This is a genomic window from Emergencia timonensis (assembly GCF_900086585.1).
Lineage (GTDB): Bacteria > Bacillota > Clostridia > Peptostreptococcales > Anaerovoracaceae > Senimuribacter > Senimuribacter timonensis.
On the sequence record NZ_FLKM01000009.1, the window covers coordinates 2,188,154 to 2,207,111 of the forward strand.

The 18,958-nt window shown below is 43.5% G+C and carries 20 protein-coding genes; 2 read left to right on the plus strand and 18 right to left on the minus strand.

Translation table 11 applies throughout. The annotated features are described in order from the left end of the window. Positions 1-5: 5 nt before the first annotated feature. The 5 genes from BN6539_RS21205 to BN6539_RS21225 form a co-directional block, all read right to left on the minus strand. On the minus strand, positions 6-1,058 hold the full coding sequence (locus BN6539_RS21205; protein WP_067543034.1) for a sugar-transfer associated ATP-grasp domain-containing protein: 1,053 nt from the start codon (positions 1,056-1,058) through the stop codon (positions 6-8). A gap of 14 nt (positions 1,059-1,072) precedes the next feature. Beyond that, positions 1,073-2,182, minus strand: a complete 1,110-nt coding sequence (locus tag BN6539_RS21210; protein ID WP_067543037.1) for a CDP-glycerol glycerophosphotransferase family protein — start codon at positions 2,180-2,182, stop codon at positions 1,073-1,075. 287 nt (positions 2,183-2,469) lie between these two features. Next, positions 2,470-2,910, minus strand: coding sequence for a hypothetical protein (locus BN6539_RS21215; RefSeq protein WP_067543040.1), 441 nt, complete (start codon positions 2,908-2,910; stop codon positions 2,470-2,472). Further along, on the minus strand, positions 2,903-3,259 hold the full coding sequence (locus BN6539_RS21220) for a hypothetical protein (protein ID WP_067543043.1): 357 nt from the start codon (positions 3,257-3,259) through the stop codon (positions 2,903-2,905). Before BN6539_RS21220 ends, BN6539_RS21215 begins: the two co-directional genes overlap by 8 nt. A 271-nt stretch (positions 3,260-3,530) precedes the next feature. Then, positions 3,531-3,971: a hypothetical protein gene (locus BN6539_RS21225; protein WP_067543046.1), complete on the minus strand. Its 441-nt coding sequence runs from the start codon at positions 3,969-3,971 to the stop codon at positions 3,531-3,533. Positions 3,972-4,053: 82 nt separating this feature from the next. Between BN6539_RS21225 and BN6539_RS21230 the strand changes: the two genes are divergently transcribed. Beyond that, on the plus strand, positions 4,054-5,109 hold the full coding sequence (locus tag BN6539_RS21230; protein WP_067543049.1) for a serine/threonine protein kinase: 1,056 nt from the start codon (positions 4,054-4,056) through the stop codon (positions 5,107-5,109). Positions 5,110-5,120: 11 nt separating this feature from the next. Here the strand turns inward: BN6539_RS21230 and spoVAE are convergent, their stop codons facing one another. The 3 genes from spoVAE to spoVAC all read right to left on the minus strand — a co-directional run bounded on the left by spoVAE (position 5,121) and on the right by spoVAC (position 7,102). Then, entirely contained in the window at positions 5,121-5,477 is a 357-nt protein-coding gene (gene spoVAE, locus BN6539_RS21235; protein ID WP_067543051.1) for a stage V sporulation protein AE, read from the minus strand. A gap of 70 nt (positions 5,478-5,547) precedes the next feature. Next, on the minus strand, positions 5,548-6,624 hold the full coding sequence (gene spoVAD / locus BN6539_RS21240) for a stage V sporulation protein AD (RefSeq protein ID WP_067543054.1): 1,077 nt from the start codon (positions 6,622-6,624) through the stop codon (positions 5,548-5,550). Positions 6,625-6,637: 13 nt separating this feature from the next. Further along, the gene (gene spoVAC / locus BN6539_RS21245; protein WP_330385118.1) at positions 6,638-7,102 is read right to left on the minus strand and encodes a stage V sporulation protein AC; all 465 of its coding nucleotides are present in this window, start codon (positions 7,100-7,102) and stop codon (positions 6,638-6,640) included. Positions 7,103-7,363: 261 nt separating this feature from the next. Between spoVAC and BN6539_RS21250 the strand changes: the two genes are divergently transcribed. Then, on the plus strand, positions 7,364-7,927 hold the full coding sequence (locus BN6539_RS21250) for a Maf family protein (RefSeq protein WP_067543060.1): 564 nt from the start codon (positions 7,364-7,366) through the stop codon (positions 7,925-7,927). Here BN6539_RS21250 and BN6539_RS21255 read toward each other — a convergent pair. The 10 genes from BN6539_RS21255 to BN6539_RS21300 all read right to left on the minus strand — a co-directional run bounded on the left by BN6539_RS21255 (position 7,924) and on the right by BN6539_RS21300 (position 18,913). Further along, positions 7,924-9,300, minus strand: a complete 1,377-nt coding sequence (locus BN6539_RS21255) for an MATE family efflux transporter (RefSeq protein ID WP_082907666.1) — start codon at positions 9,298-9,300, stop codon at positions 7,924-7,926. The genes BN6539_RS21250 and BN6539_RS21255 overlap by 4 nt on opposite strands. A 231-nt stretch (positions 9,301-9,531) precedes the next feature. Beyond that, the gene (locus BN6539_RS21260; RefSeq protein WP_067543063.1) at positions 9,532-13,698 is read right to left on the minus strand and encodes a type II secretion system protein; all 4,167 of its coding nucleotides are present in this window, start codon (positions 13,696-13,698) and stop codon (positions 9,532-9,534) included. Next, positions 13,667-14,269 (minus strand): hypothetical protein, encoded by a 603-nt coding sequence (locus BN6539_RS21265; protein ID WP_067543066.1) that lies wholly within the window; start codon positions 14,267-14,269, stop codon positions 13,667-13,669. The genes BN6539_RS21260 and BN6539_RS21265 overlap by 32 nt, the downstream gene beginning before the upstream one ends. After that, positions 14,269-14,853: a hypothetical protein gene (locus BN6539_RS21270; protein WP_067543069.1), complete on the minus strand. Its 585-nt coding sequence runs from the start codon at positions 14,851-14,853 to the stop codon at positions 14,269-14,271. Before BN6539_RS21270 ends, BN6539_RS21265 begins: the two co-directional genes overlap by 1 nt. Positions 14,854-14,865: 12 nt before the next feature. Beyond that, on the minus strand, positions 14,866-15,867 hold the full coding sequence (pilM, locus tag BN6539_RS21275; RefSeq protein WP_067543072.1) for a pilus assembly protein PilM: 1,002 nt from the start codon (positions 15,865-15,867) through the stop codon (positions 14,866-14,868). Between the two features lie 103 nt (positions 15,868-15,970). Next, positions 15,971-16,750: a prepilin peptidase gene (locus BN6539_RS21280; RefSeq protein ID WP_197492900.1), complete on the minus strand. Its 780-nt coding sequence runs from the start codon at positions 16,748-16,750 to the stop codon at positions 15,971-15,973. A 209-nt stretch (positions 16,751-16,959) separates the two neighbouring features. Beyond that, positions 16,960-17,421 carry a hypothetical protein gene (locus tag BN6539_RS21285; RefSeq protein ID WP_067543075.1) on the minus strand — a complete coding sequence of 154 codons (462 nt, stop codon included), beginning with the start codon at positions 17,419-17,421 and terminating at the stop codon, positions 16,960-16,962. A 9-nt stretch (positions 17,422-17,430) separates the two neighbouring features. Then, positions 17,431-17,871, minus strand: coding sequence for a type II secretion system protein (locus BN6539_RS21290; protein ID WP_067543078.1), 441 nt, complete (start codon positions 17,869-17,871; stop codon positions 17,431-17,433). 11 nt (positions 17,872-17,882) lie between these two features. Further along, positions 17,883-18,365 (minus strand): type II secretion system protein, encoded by a 483-nt coding sequence (locus BN6539_RS21295; RefSeq protein WP_067543081.1) that lies wholly within the window; start codon positions 18,363-18,365, stop codon positions 17,883-17,885. Positions 18,366-18,496: 131 nt separating this feature from the next. Then, on the minus strand, positions 18,497-18,913 hold the full coding sequence (locus tag BN6539_RS21300; RefSeq protein ID WP_067543083.1) for a type II secretion system protein: 417 nt from the start codon (positions 18,911-18,913) through the stop codon (positions 18,497-18,499). Positions 18,914-18,958 lie beyond the last annotated feature (45 nt).

Genomic DNA, 18,958 nt, shown 5'->3' on the forward strand with positions numbered 1-18,958 from the left:
GTCATTTATTTCTTGATTACCTTATGATAGCGGTAAAAGTCACCTAATTCGTCGTTTCTCTGACCGCCCCAAAGCTGAATGATATTCACTCCTGAAGACGTGTTAGCTTCTATAATACAGATATTGCCGTCTTCGGTTACCAGGATATCCCAAGCGATAAAGTGCATGTAAGGCATGTGATCTGCCAGCTCCAGGATTTCTACCTTGATGGTTTCCCAGTTTGGAATGACAGCGCCTTCAATGGGTGCGCCCGAGTCCGGATGTACCTTGTACACATTTTTATTGTGCAGGCATCTGGCTTCACTTAAGACGCCCGTCTCTAAATCGATTTTCGCAACCAGACCTCCCCTGCTGCCGTTATCCACCGGTATCGTAGCCGCAGTGCCGATTCTCTGTACTGCAAAGAAAACCTTAAATTGGTGGGTGTGTATGTCTCTCAGGGTAATCAGCCTGATGGTATTTACAGTCTTATCGTAGATATTGTCAGAGTACTGATGCTGCTTCATAGATTCGCAGATAAACCAGTCATCCCTGCCCTGCAGGAACTTGACAAAATCTGCTTCGGAATATTCATCTCTGTCGACAAAGATTTTGCCGTCCTCATAGATCAAAATGTTAACACCATTTCCTTTACCGGCACCGTATGGTTTGATGAACAGCTTGCCCTTTTCCTTCAGCAGGGTGATAGCGTCTTCGTACTCCATATGTTTGCTGTCAAAGCTGGTGAGAAAACCATGATTCTTAATCATGTAACTTGCGGGAACTCTGATGTATTGCTGCAAAATTTCTGCCGCCGCAATCTTGTTATTGAGCAGAAAGTCGAATGGTTCATTGATGTACCTCGAACGGTACCAATCAAACTCAGAGAGGTATTCGCTCTTGTCGTTGTGATCAAAATCATAAAGCATCCACTGATCTGCAAGAAATCCGCCGCAGACGTTTGCTCTGATCTTCTTCCAGAAAGGACATTTAAAATTATTTTTAGCAAAGACAATCCTTCTCCAATAAAGGATGAATAATTTCAATTTTTTGATATATTTTTTTGCCAATTTAAACATGCTTTTTCTCTTCCTTATGCTAGATTTCTGATGATGAGTTCTGCCAGCTTTCTGGTCGAAGTCCCTAGTTCTTCCGGCAGATATTTTGTCCGATATTCATCCAAGGCCTGCTGATTGTACTTGCCTGATTCCAAATCCCGAATCAGCTCGCCGGCGTCTTTAAAAGCACAGCCAGGCATGGATTCAAATGGGTTGACGTTGATGCCATTCTTTTCTGTATATTCCTCATAGTCGTAAAGATAGTAGTAAGTCTTTTTGCCCAGAACGGCTCCTTCTACTGCAATAGCGGAATAATCCGTAATCAGGTAGTCGCAGACAGCCAAAAGATCCACCGCCTTAAAGTCCGGGCAGAGCAATACACCGTCTCGTTTACATTCTATCTTCTGATTAGGATGCCCCTTTACAATCAGTATATATTTATGGAAATCAATTTCTTTTAATAAATTTTGCCAGTTCAGCTCCATATTTCTTCTGAAAGTTGGCGCATAGAGTATCACCTGCTTTTTGCTGAGTTCAGGATAAGCCTTCAGTGCAGCTTTACGGTTTGCTTCCTCACTCTGCAGTAAATGGTCGATTCTCGGCAGTCCAATGTTGAGCAGCTTATTTTCCGTCGTATGGAAAGAGGCGCAGTAATATGGATTCCATGCCTTACCGCCTGCAATGATGATGTCGTAGTTCTCGTGCATGTGCAGCAGCTTTGCAATCTGCTCTCCTCTGCCCGATTCTTTGCCGAGGGTCTGATAGCCGGATTTCTTGATTTTGCCGATGGCATGCCACATCTGAATCACAGTCAGCTTGTCCTTATGATGTAGCAGGGATACTGCCGGCCAATAGGCATCCAGCACGCAGACTCTGCTGGTAGCCAGATGATACATGCTTTTCAGCGTGTCCGCCGCAAAGCCGACGAGTCCACTTTTGCTGTCGTCTAAACGATTGCAGATTGCTATGATTTGAACATCTGGATTCTGTCGCAAGAGTTCTTCTTTTAACATAGAAAAATCCAGGCTCAGTTCATCAGACTGCCTGCTCAAAAACAATACTTTATTCTCTTTGCTCGGGAAAAGTTTTAGAATCCCGTATAATATCATCAGACAAAATTTGCCTATATTAATTACAAAACTCATATTTCAATCACCTGAACATAACATTCTGTTCAGTCAGCCGCAGAGCAGCTTCTTTGGCAGAATTTATGCTGGAAACCCTCGAAGTTCACTTCGTCCGGGCTTCTTCGTATAGTATAATAGTTTACCATAACTATGGTTTTTTGTAAAGAAAACACAAAGTCTTTCGGCTATATTTTACCATAGTCTTTCGCTGATTGAAAGTAATACTTGAAAGCAAAAGCCGCCCGGTCTTACGGAACGGGCGGCTTTTGCCGAACATGCGATAGCTCTATTCTATTTTTCCCCCTTTAGATTTTCAAGGGCTGCAAATCGTTTTTTATCAAGCTTTCATTAATTTTCACTACGTCGTGCTTTCTGGTGTTAATCGCTACCGCAATTCTCACGTCTCTTTCGTCTTTGGGATTCAGTCTGCAATAGCCTCCAATTTCTAAGGCCTTGTTGGTCTCCTCATAGTTCATACATGCGCCAATACATAATGCTATGATTTTGTCTCTTCCCGGATTTCGTTTCACGCCGCCTGTTATATTATAAACGTAGTTTCGATTTACTTTACTCCTTGCAACCACTTGACTCATGGGTATTCTTTTGGCGTCAGCAATTTGATGGAGGTATTGATAAAAATACTTTATTTCGCCATCTTCTTGCTGGCAGCACAGGTAATCTTCAATCTGCTCATCGGTTTGCAGGGCTTTCATAGCCTTTTCTAAGTTTTTGGTATCACTATCCATTTTTCCTCGCCGCAATCAGTGTGCCGGCGATAAAGACAATACCGAATGCCAGTGAGACGGTAGACCAGATTTTTAAATCTGCGTAACTCCCTGCATTGACATAACCGATGACTGCCCCTGCCAGATAAAAGCCTCCTGCTGTGAAGGCTCCGCCTTTTCCGCCTTTTCTGGTCACCATGCCGACAATGGCTGCGATAACCATGCAGATACCCAGCATGAGTCCCGCTGTACCTCCCAATTCTCCATTTTCCTGTAATGTATTGCTAAAGCCAGCCGCGCAGGACTGCAGTGCGATAATGACAAATAGTATCATGGAGATGATGCTCAATATCAATTTTGTTGTTTTCATGTCGTGTTCCTTCCTTTCTATGATTTACAAGTACATCATAGCGAATGATGAAGTAAAAATGTCGTGCTGACAGCAAGAAAAATTTTTTCGGCTTGACTCAATTGTCAGTTACACCGCACAAGTTACGCAGATTTTCCAGAATCGTAGTGATTCGTTATGCAAATGTGGTCGGCAGCCCCTTATTTGATTAACTGCCATGTCTCCAGACAGCGGCTGCACAAAAAAAGCACCCGCATCAGGGTGCAATCGCGTCTTTATTTATAGAGCGGTATCATACATTAATAGGTTCAAGCCCATACTCGTCTAAGATCAAATTGATCTTCATCACGTCGCCTGCGCCGCTGTTGATGCCTACTGCAATGCGCACGTCCCGCTCGTCCTTTGGATATAGAGGCGCAACATTTCCAATCTCCAAGGCTCTCTGGGTTTCGCTGTAGGACATCCTCGCACCGATGCAGAGGGCCAGAATCTTGTCCCTGCCAGGCTTTTTCTTATCACCATTGAGGATGTTATAGACATAGTTCTTGTTGACCCCGCTGCGGGTGATGACTTCGGCCGTCGTCAGTTCCTTCTTTGCGATGATCCAATTGAGATACTCATAAAAGTAGGCAAAGTCCGACTGACTATGTTTCTCTATAAACTGATCTGCCTCTTCACTCTTATGTATTTTTTCCAGCGCCTTTGACAAGGTCCGTGTCGTATCTTTCTCCATAATCTCCCTCACAAATATGTTCAACTTCCTGTCCATATGTTACAATACCCTTAGAGAGAAATCAAGAAAAAAGGAGAAAGCGATGTCTTTAGAAAGTGAATTCACCCTTTCTTTTTATAAGGAAGTTGCAGTCATAAATGAAAAACACCAGGTTTCTTTGGTGCAGCACGTGGAGTCCCGCAAGCTTTATGTCAAGAAGATGGTGTCTCCTCATAATCTGGAAATTTATCAAACCCTCGAAAGAGAACACTTTGCCAGCATTCCGGCAATCAAAGAGTTGATCGAAGAGGACGACCGTTTGATCGTCATAGAAGAGTATATTAACGGTCAAAACCTTGAGGAAATCCTGGCGCAGCGGCTGTTTTCTGAAGAGGAAACCAGGCGGATTCTCATGGATCTGTGCCAGATTCTAAAGCCTCTTCATGAATATGATCCGCCGATTATTCACCGGGATATTAAACCGTCCAATCTCATACTGGACAGTCAAAATCACTTGTTTCTCATCGATTTTGACGCGTCAAAGAACTACAATCCTGACAAATCAAGGGATACTGTTTTAATGGGAACAGAAGATTACGCCGCGCCAGAACAGTATGGTTTCCTGCAGTCCAGCGAAAGAACTGATATTTTTTCTGTCGGCGTACTGGCGAACAAAATGCTGACTGGTGTGCTGCCGTCGGAAAGCAGGCCGGTCGGGCCTTTTCAGAGTATCATTTCCAAATGCCTGTCCATTGACCCGCAGGATCGGTATCAGACCGTAAGCGTTCTAAGGACAGCCATAGAAAAAACCGGTCAGAGTTCTCGCGCTCTGCCCGGTTTTCGAAAAAAATCGCCTCGCAATATGGTACTTTCTGTTATTTGGTATCTTTTTATCTGTTGTTTTTCCCTTACTCTGCAGATCAGCGATGAAAAAGGAATTCCACTTGCAGGATTTACCCTCTATTTAAATCGAGCTGCCATTGTCTCATTCCTTTTTCTTTGGACGCTGTACTTTGCCAACTATCAGAACTTCAGAGACAAATTTCCCTTTAAGAGAAAGGATCAGCTCCTTTTAAATCTGTTTCGAATAGCTGTCGGTGCATTTCTCCTGCTTGCCATACCGGCCTGCATCGTCGCAATCATAGAGAGTTTTCTCTAAATGCACGTTCCCTATTTTAAAGGGGATTTTGGTGTGAAAATCAGCGATACAATATATCCAAAGGCGATTGCAACTGCGATACCTGCGGCGGAGTCTTTGACCGCCCCAGTAATTGCACCGAGGAAGCCTTCCTTTGCTCCTTCCATAGCCCCTTTGGCCAGAGTATAACCAAAACCTGGCAGTGGTACGCTTGCCCCTTGATGCGCCAAATTGATTAAAGGTTCATACAGCCCCACTGCCTGCAGAACCACGCCCGCCACCACAAAGATAACGAGAATTCGCGGTGTAGTCAGTTTGGTCGTGTCCATCAAAATCTGACCGATCACACAAATCGCTCCTCCGATTAAAAATGTATATACATAATCCATTGCTTTACCTCCTAATGGAGTTGCCCCAATTTGTTTTGCAAATTGTTGGCAACTCCTTATGCTTTAATAGTTAACACGTCTCCAGAACCACCCCGTGAGCGATACCAGGAATGCTCTCACCCTGGAACGGACTGAGGGTAGAAAGCATAGCACCAGTAGAAACCAGCAGAACTTTGTTCAGTTCCCCTTTTCTCATTCTGTTTATAATATTACCGCAAAACACTGATGCTGAACAGCCGCAGCCGCTGCCGCCGCCGTGAACGTCCTGCTCTTCCCTATAATACAGCATAGTTCCGCAGTCATCGTACCTCTCTTTTACAGCGTTAGCGTCCAGCCCTGCATCGATGAGCAAATCTGTAGCGATATCTTTACCGATATAACCCAAATCGCCAGTGAGGACGAGGTCGTAATAATCAATGGTCCGTCCCGTATCTTCTAAATGATTTAAAATTGTATCTACTGCCGCCGGTGCCATTGCACTTCCCATCTGATTGGCGTCCTTTACGCCTGCGTCGATTACTTTTCCTATGGTACCGCAGTCAACTTGGATGTTGCGCGGATTGACGATCTTCTGCTTATCATCTACACTGCCGATTTTCGACAGGTCGACCATCTGATCTGACACAAGCATAGAGCCTGCAGCCGTTGCTGTCCACTGTGCAGAAGGCGGTCTTTGATTGCCATGTTCCACAGGCATTCTGAACTGTCTTTCAGCTGTACAGAAATGACTGGATGCGCCGACGATGATGTTATGGGCAAAGCCTCCGTCGGTAAGCATAGAACCCAGCAGCAAGGACTCCGTCATTGTTGAACACGCGCCATATAAGCCCAAAAACGGCAGGTGCAGATCACGTGCCATAAAAGAGGACGACATAATCTGATTGAGTAAGTCGCCGCTCAGTACCAAGTCGATATCTTTTTTATCTTTGCCAGATTTCTGCAATGCCAGCAGCATGGTCTCCTTGAGAATTTTACTTTCCGCCTTCTCCCATGTCTTTTCGCTAAAAGTATCGTCATCCAAAATCAGATCGAACCATGATTTCAGAGGTCCCTCGCCTTCTTTCTCTCCGCCTACCGCTGCCGAACCGATTACGTAAGGGCCTTGTGCAAAATTCACGGTTTGTTTTCCTAATTTCTTTTCTGCCATAATCTATGCCTCCTTAAAATAACCCGATAATCCAGTAAATCACACCCACGATAGTCGCAGACGTGATACCGCAGACTAAAACAGGGCCTGCGATACTGAACAGTTTTGCTCCTACGCCCAGAACCGGACCCTCTTTTTTAAATTCGATTGCCGGAGCAACCATAGAGTTTGCAAAACCGCTGATTGGAACGATAACGCCAGCTCCCGCAAATCGGGCAATACTGTCGAAGACTCCAAATCCAGTCAAAAGCTGCGCTAATGCTACGATTCCAATTGTAACGTATATAATAGCATCTTTTTCGGGCAAGCCTTTTCCAACTAAAAAATTACTCACATAATAGGCAACTGTGCATACTAAGCCGCCGACAATAAAGGCTTTGAGGCAGTTTGAAAAATAAGTAGGTTTTGGAGTAAACTGCTTGGAATATTTCTCATATGCTTTCGCCACATCTTTCTTTTTTACTTCTTGTTTATCCACTTTCATCACCTCCGGGATTTATTTCTTTAGTATTCGGCAAAATCTAATTTTTATGCCTGCAATCATCAAAATGTACCGTCCTTAGAGCAGTATGTATCTCCATCTCTAAAACAAACTAGTCCTATTTCGGACTAGTTTGTTTTGTCTCAAATAGATATACACGTGTTATTGAAATCAAAAATGCCGCAAAAAAGCGGTGAAAAAGTACCGCATATATGCTATCATAACTTTTGTAGCGTGAAACATAAGGAGGTATACAAAATGCAAAAGAAAATTATCCTGGCATCTTCTTCGCCAAGACGAATTGAAATGATGAAAAAGCACGGCTTTGATCCAGAGATCAGACCAGCAGATATAGATGAAACACTTCCGGCAGGAATTGGCATGCGAGACGCCGTTTTGTTTCTGGCGTTAAAAAAAGCGTTATCAATTGAGCAATGTGCAGAAAAAGGCTCTGTTATTATTGCCGCCGACACAGTTGTTTATAAGGACGGAATCATGGGAAAACCAAAAGACAGGCAGGATGCCTTTGAAATGCTTTCAAAAATTAGAAACACCAGCCACTTCGTGGCGACTGGCGTCGCTCTGATCGCGGCTGGCGAAAATTATAAAAAAGTATTTTGTGACGTTACAGAAGTATTTTGCAGGGATTACACCGATAAAGAAATCAACGACTATCTCGATACAGCGGAACCCTACGATAAAGCTGGCGCCTACGCTATCCAGGGGATTTTCGGTAAGTACATCGACCATTATAAAGGTTCTTTTGATAACGTAGTCGGTTTTCCGTGGGAATTAATTGAAGAAGAACTGCAGCATTTTTAAGAGCGGTCTTTTTCTTCGACCTCGGTAACGATATTGATCCATTTTCGACTTTTGAACCGCGGCATGCAGACAAAGGTACGCACTAAATCGCCAACTTCAATGAGCAGCATGGTCAGAGGCAGACTCAGATGGAATACCAATACAGAGATGTATGCCAGAGGCACCATGATAAACATATTGCAGAAAATTTCCAGTTTCATGCAGAACAGCGTATCACCGCCGGCTCGCAGAATTCCCACAACATAAATGTAACCAATCATTTTCGGCGTAATCGTAATGGCCATGGTAATTAAAGTGATAATCAAAAGACGGTTGGTTTCTCCGCTGAAGTTGTAAATCGATGCCACTGGTTTGCTGAGCACGATCATCAATAACGTCATGACACCGTTTAAGATCCATACCAGCTTGACGGCCCGCTTCCCATTGTGAAAGGCGACATCCTTGTTGCCTCGGCCAAGGGTTTCTCCGATCAGCATGGCGGTAGCATTTCCCACGCCAAAATACACTGATTGCAGCATTTCACAGATGACATTGGCCACTTGTGCGACTGCCAGGGCCGACGTTCCCAGTTTGCCATAGGCCGCAAAGATCAAAGCGACTGATGCAGCCCAGCATCCTTCGGTGAATACCACAGGTATGGCTGTACGCATCACTTTGATAAACAGCTCTTTGCCAAAGCCGAAGATCTTTGCCGGAGACGCTTTGAAAGGATGCTCTTTACGCGTATACACATAGATCAGAAGTGCTGCCAGTTCAAAGACTCTGGCAATCAAAGTTGCGACAGCGGCTCCCTGTACCCCCATCTGCGGGCAACCTGCTTTACCAAATATCAAAAGGTAATTGAGCACTGCGTTGACGCATAAGGCTGACGCGTTGATGATCGTCGGCACGGTCAGGTTTTGTATTGCTCGGCTGTTGTAGGATATGGCTCCCGAAAAACCTGAAAATACGTAGGAAAAGCAGGCGATTCTAATGTAATCCACGCCAAAACCGATTACTTCCTGATCCTGGGAAAACAGTCCGATAATCTGTGGTGCAAAAAGATAAGCGACAACAGATACTATCAGTGCAAATAAAAAACCGACAATATAATCGATTCCTAGTAGCTTTCGCACGCCGTCAATATCCTGCGCGCCCCAATATTGCGCCGTATACACTGCCGCTCCACTATAAAGTCCAAATAGTGATACCGTAAAGATGAAGTAAACCTGATTGGCCGCTCCCACGGCTGCCAATTCCTGTTCGCCCAGCATCCCAATCATTAGGGTGTCAATCAAGTTCAGGCCGATGCTGATCAGATTCTGAAACACGACTGGCACGCCGATGAAAATCATCTTTTTGTAGAAGATCTTTTCGTCTGTTATTCTTTCCATACGTTCTCCCTCATACTAAAGTCTTAAGAGTTATTTTATCATATAAAAACCGACTTTCCAAGATGGGGAAATTCTAAAATTTTCCGGATTTTTTGAAATAAATACAGATATTGCTTTTGGTTGATGAGAGATTTTTATATGTTGGCCTGTATTTTGACAGAGTTATAAATAGAAAGCAAAAAGTACTGCCGAGCTCTCGCCCATTTGCAGTACTTTAATCGCTGATTGTTTTTATGATTCCGGATTTGATTTTAACGATGGGTATAGAAAGCCCTTCTTTATTTCCCAAATAGTATTATCAAATCCTTTAAAAGTTGATAATCGCTTGTAGTCATCTATGTTGAGGACATAAGTCACACCTGGTTCCCCGGTGCCGCTGCGATACATGTAGCAGTTTGCATTGTCCTCTAAACTCTCTCCGTTAACAAAAGGATTGGCATTCAATAACAGAGAATTGTCATATGCCAGTTCAACTGCATGGCAATTTTTGACCGTGCCGGATACATTTGTCACCTTTTCATGCAGACCTGCAAAAGTATATAACGTCGCAAAACCGACATTGAAGGTGTTCCCATTGGATAATACGGCATAGGAGTTAACTATCTTAGATTCACCTGATATCTTTCCGACAAAACCGCCAAAATAGGTGTGAAAGCTTCCTATGCCAACGAATGAAGTCTTGGTCCAGGAATCTTCGACTTTTCCTGATTGGTCCATTAAGCCGATCAGACCGCCAATAAAGCAGTTTTGTGGATTATTGACTTGATAAGTAATTTTCGCATTTGCTGAAGAATTTGAGATTTCTCCCGAATTATCTCCTACTAGTCCACCTACGTTAATAGTCCCCGGCGTTCCGCTCAAGTTCACTCTCAGTCCGATATTATCATTTACGGATGTATAGTGACAATTGCTGACTTTTGCGCCGACTGCCACATCGCCAATCAGACCGCCGATATCACCTGAATAGCTGACGGAATTTACGAGATTCATCGTGACATCAGAGAAGCAATTTTGAACTTCTCCAGAAAGTTGGCCCGTCAGGCTGCCGATCTTGTCTGTAGTAATATTGTCGGTCGTTATCTTCCCATGTAGGTTCACATAGGATACCGTAGCGCCAGAGCCAATCCTTGTAATCAGTCCCGTCTTCCCTGCGGAAGTGATATTTTGTTCGAACTCGTCTATATCATAACCTTTTCCACCTTCATGGAATGCATTGTAGGTGCCCAAGAAGGCTTCTCCGCCAAAAGGTTTAAAATTGGTATCGCCGTTTTTGTCTTTCATCAGTTTGATATCGACAGTCTGCTTATAGTTACAATTCCGATACGTCTCCTGATAGGAATTCGACGCCACATTTCTCAGCTGCATGTTTGTTCTCACCTGATATGGAACTGTATGACCTAAAGCCGTTTCACTGTTTGCACTGATCGCTCCTGCAAAATCGGGATTAAAGTAAAATGTAACGTCATCCCCTTTGCTGCCTTTTGTTTTCCAAGTGAGAAATTTAACGATGCCGGTATCTTTATCTCTCAGTGTGTCAATTTCGTTCATCTTGACTTGATAATAATGATAGGTCGTCGTTTCCTTGTCATTCAATTTAATCTCAACTGTTTCCGGTTTCGATTCAAGGTACTTCGTCGGATCCCCGTTCTTAAATAATCCTTCCAGCTTTCCGTCGTCTTCCTCTGCTGGAATCAAAATTCCGTAGCTATAGGCCGTATCGTTAACGTTGACCCCCTTATCCCTGGTAAGGGCATCTTTCCTGTTGATTATCGTCTTTCCTTCGTCGTTTTCATCAGCGCTGACAATATACCAGAAATCTTTATCCTTTATCTCCTCCCGGTAGGCGAAAGCTCTGGCACTTGATGCTTCCTCCTCAGCAGGTTCCTGCCAGTCTCCATAGTGGACTCCCTCTGAAGAGGTATCGTCGGTCAGCTTGAGTCCAGTTTTATTCACCGTCTTAAAGGGATAACTTTTATCTGTCAGATAAGAATCCATCGGATGCGTAGTTATGGCAGCATTGTTCTTCGGCATTTCGATATACGAATAGGCCTTGATCGCTCTCACATTGGCATGGGTGGAAGCCGAAACTAAATCGTCTTTATTGATTCCCTTCAAAAAATAGCAGTCTTTAAAGGTATCTGCGCTTTGACTGTAGCCGATAAAGGCTCCGACATAAGCGCCCGTATCGCCGTTCACCAGTCCTGTTGCATAACAATTCTCATAGGAAGCACTTCCTATACGCTGTTTTCCTACTAAGCCGCCGGCAGAACCAGTGATCTTCTCGCTTTTATCATCTGCAACGTATACAGAACAGGTGCTGTAGCTGTTTACGATTTTGGTATTGCTGCTGCCATTGATTTTACCAATTAGTCCGCCTGCACTATCCACGCCATAGATATTGTAATCTGTTTTGACTGTAGATTTGTATTTGCCCTTTTCTGTCTGCCCGCCGCTATAACTATTAGAGATTCTGATTTCTCTGCCATCGCTTTTCATCTCGCCGATCAGCCCGCCGGCATCTCCTGCATAGTCGGCATCAAGACGAGCGCCTTTCGCGGTAATCTTTGCATTAGCGGCACAGTCGCTGACAACGGTTCGTGTCCCTGTATACCCTATTAAACCGCCCGCATTTCCTCTCGTAAAGTTTGATGTAATGCTGCCTCCAACTACTAAAACATTTGAAATTCGGAGCCCGGTCACATTTCCACTTTTTGGGTTCTGCATTTCGGCGACTAAAGCAGCCGCATTTCTCTCTGCCGTTACATCAAAGTTCTCTAATACCAAGTTTGAGATTGCAAAGTTCGTCTGGCAATACCTTATCAATGCTCCGTCAACCTTGCCCTCGCCACTGGAATCCTGATGGCTGTCTTGGTTCTTATTGTCGATATATACATTAGAAATCCTATGCTGATAACCGTCGTATTCATAAAGCAAGTCATTTTTAATTCCATAATAGCTGCCGTCCGCCAGCTTTTCAGCATTGACCGCATCTTCCTTCAGACCAAATTTATAGACAGACTTCCGATTCTCTACATTCTTGCCGAAAAATTCGTTCCAGTCCATATCTCTGGTCTGTTCGGCTCTCTTTACAAGGTACTCCGGCTTATACAATATCTTCGTGCCGTCTTTCACTGCATTGGTATTCTGCGGCAGCTTTGAAACGCCCGGGTCCAGGTTCTCCAGATGCCTTAGATATCCAATAGAAGCGATGGCCTGTTTTTTGTTCTCCTTTGCAGCATCTGCATCCTTCTTCACTGACTCAAACAGGCTGTTGGTCATGCCTTCTGCTTCTCTTACAGTGGCCAGAGCCGTCGTGCTGGCGCTGACAACCTTTACGACAACATCCTCGCCAGGCATCAAGGTTGGAAAGATGTCAGCAAAATGCCCTCCCGGCCTCGTAATATCGTCCAGAGTCATGGTATATTGTAATCCTGTTTTCTTATCACTGCTGGCCGCGTCCTTTAACTCAATCGTATCAACATCCCACCAGAGATTCTTCTTGACCTCTTTTTTTGTCGGAACAATTGACGGGTTATCACTGTCTGTCAAATCCAGCGTGAACTTCTCTTCGTTGCCGCTTTCCTTTCCTTTTACGATCAAAGTCAGATGCGTTTGCAGCGTGCCTTTATTATCCGTCGTTTTGTTAAAATAGTTGGGATCGATAACGGTAATCTTCAATGTATCCTTGTTCTCAATTTCCATTCTAAGATCTGCTGTCTCACCAGACAATAGATTTCCAGCCATGGCGCCGCCGTAGTATCCGATGATACCAGCATCATAATCTCTACGCGTATGCCTGCCGTCTGCGGTATCCTTTCTGCCGTCTTTTCTGTCAAGGGCGGTGATATCTATGTAACTGAAGTTGACGTCATTTTCGGCATAAAAGACGCCATATACGGTAGCCGTCTTTACATTGTATTCGATGATGTAATTCCCATCAGCTCTAACAGTCTCGTCAATGGCGCCAAAAGGAAGCATATACTGCAATATGCTTCCTTCCAGATTCCCCACCGTGCTATCATTCACATTGTATTTGATATAATAATAGTCTTTATTGGTTGACGGCCAGGCAATTCCATCAGGTACGTCAGAGGGCTGAGATGGGATCAAGGTGCCTAAGGCGTCTTCGTTTACAGAGGTCTCTGTAGTGTCTAAGGCATCTTTCCGATACCGTTTTAACTCTCCTGACGCATCTGCCTGCGTCAAGTGATTCTGCGCCGCAATAAAGATTTCCTTTGCCGTTGTGTCCATTTCTGTCAGCTTCATATTCTTGTAATATTGAAGGATGCCGACCATGGTAATGGCAAGAAGAATGATGGAAATAGCCAAGGCCACTAAGGTCTCGGCAAGGGTGAATCCATTCTCGTTATTTAGTTTTTGATGTAGTTGTCCCCTCATCTTTATTCTCTTCCAATCCATCTGTGGTATTTGCATTGTACATCGTCTCAAAGAAGGTGACGGTCATGCTGACACTGACTGAGCCAGAACTGATGCCTTCACCAGAACTGGTATTGATACTGATATTTCTGATGAGACATCTGTATTTACAATCATGCAGTTTTTCAATGATAGATTCTGCAGTACTGTAACTGCCCGCAGTAAAGCTGATGTTGATATCTCTGCGCACTGCATCCCCATCTTTGATCGCCTGGTTAAAGTCAAAGTTATAAGTTGAAGCAGCACCAAAAATATCGTTCAGCGCGCTGATCTCATTTTTGATATTGTTGTAGCTTGCAACGACACTGCCGGTCTTCGCTTTTGTATTCTTCATCTCAGATTTCATATCCATGATGCTCTGCGCCTTGGCCTGCTCAATCAAAAGCTCTGTTTCCATATCCTCAGTGTTGTACTGCTTTATCGTTTCATCGACGTATTTGATGATAAATTCATAGTAGACGATTCCCAGGAGCAGTACGCAGAGAACCAGCAGCAGGATTTTTTCGCGGGTCGTAAATTCACGGCTCATCATTACTGCTCACCTCCCTTTGGTACGAAATTAATAATCACAGTAGCTGTCACCAAAGCGTTGGAGTCTGTGTTAGTGCCTGCTGTAGAAACTGTTACAAAGGAAACGATATCGTCGTCTTCCAACGAGGCGACAATATCAGAGACGGTTTTTAGCCTGATATTATCAATAGTCAAAGTCGCAACGTTGCCTGAAATCTCCACGGACTGAATTTCAGACTTGGAAATTACATTTCGCTGGATTGCACGCATCATGGCCATACGATTCTGCTCTATCTTTTCTTCATCGTTAAGATAGCCGTTTCCATAATGGCTGTATTCTTCTCGCACCTGATCATATTTCTCATTTGACGCTCTCAGCTGATCGATTTGTGTCTGCATCTGTGTATATGCCTTTTCCGCGTCATATGCCTCAGCCAGTTTATCAACGACCAGGAATTTGACGAACAATGCAAGGACTACTGCGAATATCACGAAGAGGATGATTTGAAACTTGGGGTCTCTTACGCTGTTATCCCGCATTAACAGGTTGATGGAAGTCTTATCTGGATATCTTACTTTGCCAATGGACTTGTTGAGTTTACTCACAAATAACACCTCCTATTCCCATGTGATGCCTAAGGCCTGCGGCCCCATCAATATCTTTGTCGTATCTTCATATTTATCGGTCAGCAGCTGATCTAGGCTCACCACATTTACTTCTGTCGCTCCTGCAATCGCATCGACCAAAGGTGTAATCAGAGAGCCTCCGCCGCAATAATAGAGGGCGTCCAGTCGGTTATCCGGATGATTGAAATTATAGAAATTCAGAACTCTCATGACTTCGATTGCCATCTGGCTGTATATTTCCTCACAGCCAGTATCGTGAAGAATGTCATCTTTGTTTGTCTCTTTATAAATTCGTGCAATATGTTCTTCTATATTGCGGGTTTCGGCAATATAGAAGTCTATTTCTTCACAGCCTGCCTCCATTACACGAGTAATCTCATATTCACCTTGGGTAAAGAAATAGAGTTTCACTGTTTTATGGCCGATATCCAAGACTGCATAATCCCCCGGTTCTTTTACCGCGTTAACCTCTTCATAATCTTTGATGATGTTACGTATGGCAGAATAATCCGGGGCAATCAGCGTAAGGCGCAGGCCTGCACGGCGAAACAGAGTCTTATACTGGTTGATTGTTTCTTTCGGTGCCGCTACCGCCATCAGCTCCATCTCTGTAAGATTTCCGTCTGTATCCGAAGTCTTGTTGATAACAGCATAGTCGTAGAAATATTTATCTTTATCCTCTGTTATGTAATCATGAAACTCATAAGGCAGGTTGACTTTTAATTGGTCTACCGTCATAGCCGGCATGACCACGTGTTTGGTATAAACTAGTTTTTCTGGTATTACGACTGCCGCATTTTTCACAGAAATCTTGTTCTCTTTGATCACCTCTTTTATAAACTCTGCCATAGCCTCCCAGGATACAATTTCATCTTCCTGTACCAGGTTGTCAGGCAGGTCTGCGGTAATCAGCCGCTCTAAATTGTAATCAGAACAGATTGCAATTTTTAGACGGCAGTTGCCAATTTCAATACCTAATATTTTCTTTGCCATATTTTTTCCTCTTTTATCTATAATCTTCTGCCCAAAGAGCCTTGACCATTTGCGCTGCAGAATTTATTCTGAAATGAAACTTGCGGTATAAGATGTCTCTTGACTAGATAAACAGTCCCAGATACCAATTTACAACATCATTTCCCACCAGAAGGCTGATGAAAGCCGCCAGGGAAATTGCCGGTCCAAAGGGAATTCGCTTTTGTCCCATAAACAGAACGAAACCGATTCCGATCATGCAGGATAGGATTAGGTTGAAAAGTCCCACCCACGGACCCAAATATAGTCCTGTCATAAAGAACAGTTTGATATCGCCTCCGCCCAAGCTTTCTTTTCCCGTCACTTTATCAAACAGCAGCGACAAAAGCAGCATTCCTACGCCAATGGACAGTCCTCCTGCCAAACCTGAAAGAAGTTCCCCTTTCCCTTCTTCAGCGAAGGTCAGAATGCCAAAGTACCATACGATCCCCGCAATAATAAAACGGTCGGGAATGAGGTAGGTTTCCAGGTCCACCAGTGACAAAGTCATCAGAATACAGGCTAGGCCGCAAATCCACAAGGTCTGCAAGGATAAACCAAAGCGCCATGCCGTGAGAAGAAATGCCGCCGCCATCAGCAGTTCTGCCGCCACATAGCGAGGTGAAATCTTCTCTCTGCAATATCTGCATTTTCCTCTCAGAAAAAGGAAACTGAATACCGGCACTAAATCCGCCGCTCCCAGCGGATGCCCGCAGACAGCGCAGTGACTTCTTCCTTTCAGTACACTTTCGCCATGGGCGATACGCCACGCCATGCAGTTGATAAAGCTGCCGAAGACAGCGCCAAAGATTCCCATCACGACAAATATGTAAACTGTTAAAAACGTGCTTTCCTCTATTATCACGATCGTTTGTCTCCTTCTGCCTTGGTTTGTTGAAAGTCCTTACAGGGTCTACGATGAAAGCGAGTTTTTTGATCCATTTTGCTGTCCCGGTTATTTCTCTCCGTTATTATCACATATGTCGTCATAATAACTTCGATTTCTACTGCAGAGAATTGTGCAAAATCTATGAAAAACTCGCAGAAAGCACAAAACCATTGTAGATCCTTTGCTTATTTGCGTGCAAATCTTTCTTGGTCTTTTGATGGAACCCAGCTAAGATAGATTTTGTCCTCTTTCCCCTGCACTTTAATAACCATCGTATTTTTCTTGCCCTTGTATATTTCATCGCCGATTTTCATCTCTGTGTATTCGTTATAACCGGCTAAGTTGTCAGCAAAGATTTTTCTCTTCACGGCATCGTAATACCCGGTGGTGTATCCGTCCTTATCCATGTGTCTGCAGGGTTTGTCAAAACTGCCTTCGCAACCGTTAATGACACAGCCTGCCGTACTTAGATTCATTGTTGCGACGGACTTTGCCGCATTGACCTTGAGGCTGTCGTTGCCTCTAGCCATGCTGTTGTGGTAGTAGAGAATACCTTTGTAAGCCGCAAAGACTGCAATGAGACAGATTCCCACAATACAGAAAAACTCCAAGCGTGAAAGGCCTTTGTTATTATGTAAAATTGACATAAAAGCTCCTTATTTCAGTAGATGCCAATACAACTCGACATTTGCTTTGCCACCGCCAGAAGAAGGTGTAATTGTCACGGTAATAGCATGATTATTTATGCCGCTCCCCTGCTTTTCAGTCTGATTGTATCCCTTTATACCACTGGTAGATTCTGTATTCGGGTCAATCATGGTACCACTATCTGCATCGTAGAATTTATAATATCCGGACTCTTGATCAGATTGCATGTAATCCGAAATTGCCGCCTTCGCTGCCCGCTCATTGGCAAGGTCAGTATTCTTCCTCGCTTCATCAAGTTTCCCAGTAAAAATAGGAATGGATACCGTGACTAATATTGCAATAATTGCTACCACTACTAAAAGTTCTGCTAAAGTGAAACCTTTCTTGTTTTTGTATATACTTACTCGCACTAATATACATCCCCTTACTATTAAATCAAAATATTGCATTACGACCTTTATTATTGAACTGCCTCAAACCATCTAATGATAATTTCTTCTCTATCTACTAGAATAACCGCATCAATCATAAAACCTTTGTATGACCTTGTTCCATCATAGTTAAATAGTTGTTTATCTGTATTAGTATAACTATTTCCATTAGGGTAATATGTAGTCCCTGCATCCTTTTCAGTTCCTTGTCCATATGGCTCCCCATAACTTCCATCGCTAACGAATATTCCTTTATCTGCATCAAAAACCGCGGTATACTGTCCAGGTGTATTGCTTGCCCATGAGTCTTCATAGTCTCCACTCAAGAACGCCTCTGTCGCAGCTGCCTTCGCTGCTCTCATATTAGCGACATCTGTTGTTTCCCGAGTTTCTTCTAGTTTCCCTGTAAAGATAGGAATCGATACTGCTATTAGGATTGCAATAATAGCAACCACAACTAATAACTCTGCAAGGGTAAAACCCATTTTATTCAATTCTGCTCGTCTTTTCATATGCAAATCCTCTTTTAAAACAATGATAAATTATTTGACTCTTTCCGAAAAACCAACTATGGTGACCTTTTGGAAAAAAACAAATAATGGAGAGAAGCCGCAACCCCACGGCTTCTCATATTCATTATTATTTATTGAAACCACGTAGTAGTAATTTCTGGTTTCCTATCTTCACCAGTTCCTGTTCCTGGCGCGACGGTCACAAGAATAACTTTACCCTTGTTGGTACTAGACTGTCCATATCCTTTTACACTAGGAGAACCGCCATTGTAAATTTTGACGGTACCATTTTCTGCATCATACTCATATTTTACAGTACTCGTTGTGTCAAGATTTTCATTCTGTAGATATTCACTTACTACTGCAGCTTTTGCTGCTCTAACGTTAGCAGCATCAGTGCTTTTCTTTGCCTGATTCAGTTTCCCAGTAAAAATAGGAATGGATACTGCTACCAGAATAGCAATAATTGCAACAACGACCAGTAATTCTGCAAGGGTAAAACCCTTCTTATTTAACTTTGTTTTTAATACGTTTCTCATTTCAATCATATCGTCTTTCCTCCTCGTATGTACATACATTTTCTATCTCAAGGG

Bases quoted from the DNA above. Each gene is read 5' to 3' on its own strand.
- BN6539_RS21205 (WP_067543034.1), bottom strand. From the start codon at position 1,058: ATGTTTAAATTGGCAAAAAAATATATCAAAAAATTGAAATTATTCATC.
- BN6539_RS21210 (WP_067543037.1), bottom strand. From the start codon at position 2,182: ATGAGTTTTGTAATTAATATAGGCAAATTTTGTCTGATGATATTATAC.
- BN6539_RS21215 (WP_067543040.1), bottom strand. From the start codon at position 2,910: ATGGATAGTGATACCAAAAACTTAGAAAAGGCTATGAAAGCCCTGCAA.
- BN6539_RS21220 (WP_067543043.1), bottom strand. From the start codon at position 3,259: ATGAAAACAACAAAATTGATATTGAGCATCATCTCCATGATACTATTT.
- BN6539_RS21225 (WP_067543046.1), bottom strand. From the start codon at position 3,971: ATGGAGAAAGATACGACACGGACCTTGTCAAAGGCGCTGGAAAAAATA.
- BN6539_RS21230 (WP_067543049.1), top strand. From the start codon at position 4,054: ATGTCTTTAGAAAGTGAATTCACCCTTTCTTTTTATAAGGAAGTTGCA.
- spoVAE (WP_067543051.1), bottom strand. From the start codon at position 5,477: ATGGATTATGTATATACATTTTTAATCGGAGGAGCGATTTGTGTGATC.
- spoVAD (WP_067543054.1), bottom strand. From the start codon at position 6,624: ATGGCAGAAAAGAAATTAGGAAAACAAACCGTGAATTTTGCACAAGGC.
- BN6539_RS21250 (WP_067543060.1), top strand. From the start codon at position 7,364: ATGCAAAAGAAAATTATCCTGGCATCTTCTTCGCCAAGACGAATTGAA.
- BN6539_RS21255 (WP_082907666.1), bottom strand. From the start codon at position 9,300: ATGGAAAGAATAACAGACGAAAAGATCTTCTACAAAAAGATGATTTTC.
- BN6539_RS21260 (WP_067543063.1), bottom strand. From the start codon at position 13,698: ATGAGGGGACAACTACATCAAAAACTAAATAACGAGAATGGATTCACC.
- BN6539_RS21265 (WP_067543066.1), bottom strand. From the start codon at position 14,269: ATGATGAGCCGTGAATTTACGACCCGCGAAAAAATCCTGCTGCTGGTT.
- pilM (WP_067543072.1), bottom strand. From the start codon at position 15,867: ATGGCAAAGAAAATATTAGGTATTGAAATTGGCAACTGCCGTCTAAAA.
- BN6539_RS21285 (WP_067543075.1), bottom strand. From the start codon at position 17,421: ATGTCAATTTTACATAATAACAAAGGCCTTTCACGCTTGGAGTTTTTC.
- BN6539_RS21290 (WP_067543078.1), bottom strand. From the start codon at position 17,871: ATGCAATATTTTGATTTAATAGTAAGGGGATGTATATTAGTGCGAGTA.
- BN6539_RS21295 (WP_067543081.1), bottom strand. From the start codon at position 18,365: ATGAAAAGACGAGCAGAATTGAATAAAATGGGTTTTACCCTTGCAGAG.
- BN6539_RS21300 (WP_067543083.1), bottom strand. From the start codon at position 18,913: ATGATTGAAATGAGAAACGTATTAAAAACAAAGTTAAATAAGAAGGGT.